This window comes from uncultured Meiothermus sp., from assembly GCF_937863175.1.
In the GTDB taxonomy this organism is placed as follows: Bacteria; Deinococcota; Deinococci; order Deinococcales; family Thermaceae; genus Meiothermus.
The window spans coordinates 1-1,329 of sequence record NZ_CALMCQ010000213.1 but is presented as its reverse complement, the minus strand read 5'-3'; the positions used below and the strand labels follow the sequence as shown (position 1 = coordinate 1,329).

1 protein-coding gene and 1 pseudogene are annotated in these 1,329 nt (G+C 57.3%); one reads left to right on the top strand and one right to left on the bottom strand.

Annotated elements, in window-relative coordinates:
• Positions 1-428, bottom strand: a pseudogene (locus tag Q0288_RS08305) (glycine cleavage system protein T); the annotation flags it as partial.
• A 240-nt stretch (positions 429-668) separates the two neighbouring features.
• Here Q0288_RS08305 and Q0288_RS08300 point away from each other — a divergent pair.
• Positions 669-863: a hypothetical protein gene (locus Q0288_RS08300; protein ID WP_299429427.1), complete on the top strand. Its 195-nt coding sequence runs from the start codon at positions 669-671 to the stop codon at positions 861-863.
• Positions 864-1,329 lie beyond the last annotated feature (466 nt).

Here is a 1,329-nt window from a genome sequence, read left to right as displayed (position 1 = left end):
AGGGCAAAGAAATCGGAGGCGTTCTGCAACTGCACCTCGAAGCCCCCGACCAGGCTGTGGAGGTGGATCCAGTCTTTTTCGATGTTGGCAGCATTCACCACCATCAAGTATTCGCTTTCACCCGTCCGATAGATATAAATATCGTCTACCAGTCCCCCTCGCTGGTTGGGCAGCATCGAGTACTGGGCCCGCCCCACCTTGAGCTTGGAGACATCGTTGAGAGTGGCAAACTGCAAGAACGCAAGCGCCCCTGGCCCGCGTATCCAGAACTCCCCCATGTGGCTAACGTCAAACATCCCGGCCAGCCCCCGGACTGCCAGGTGTTCAGAGGTGATGGAGGTGTACTGGATGGGCATCTCATAGCCCGCAAAAGGCACCATTTTCGCCCCCTGCGCTAGATGGGCTTGATGTAATGGGGTGGTTTTCATGCTCCCACAGCATACCAACTGGCTCCTGATCCAGGCCCGGGCTCGAGTATGGAGCACAAAACAGGGTAGGTTGGCCATGTGTTACACCGCTCGAGCCCAGAATTGGTGTATCCCCCTGGACGCTACAATACAGTCTGTGTATTTTGATTTGTATATTTGGACTGGAATGTGTATTGATTGCTGGTTTTGCATGGTAACAAAAACACAGATCGGTCTATCCTGGTTCGTAGGAGGAGCGCTGTGGAGACCACCCTGATCCAGACCCATACCCGCCCTGCAGGACAACGTTCGCTTTCGACGGGGGTGGTGCGCCCTGCCCGCCTCGTGCTGGGTCGCCCCCAACCCAAATGCTCGGTCAAGACCATTTGGGACAGCTTTCGCATGAGCAAGGCCTGGGGGGATGCCCTCGAGCTGTACGATCTGGGGCAGGAGTAATCCTGCCTGGTATCACTGGGAGGCATCGGCCTCCTTTTTTTCATACTCGCAGGTCGGAACTGGGGGGCGCTTCTGTCCTCCGCACCACCTGATTTCCATCCGCAGATACACAAGCACACCTTCGCAAGCGTGTACTCATACAGCGCTGGGCGTGAGTGACGCTGAGCGGTTGCGGTAGCAGACGCACCCCTCATGGAACCCGGAGGCGGCCCAGAGACCATTCTTGAAACAACCTGGAATGCAATCCATTTGAAAACCGTTATAGCGCCACCGCTGGCCGCGTTCGAGAATCGCTGCCATCGCTTTTGGGGTCAGCCATAGACAGCGGGTATTACACCCGAACCGAGGCCGGATACCAGTTCAACCAGTCCGGCGAAGGAACAAAGGCGCCCAAAAATTGGGCCTGACCCGTGAGTTCGATGGCCTCCCCGGCCCCGTCCAACAAGGGCTCACCCCGGGAGAGCGA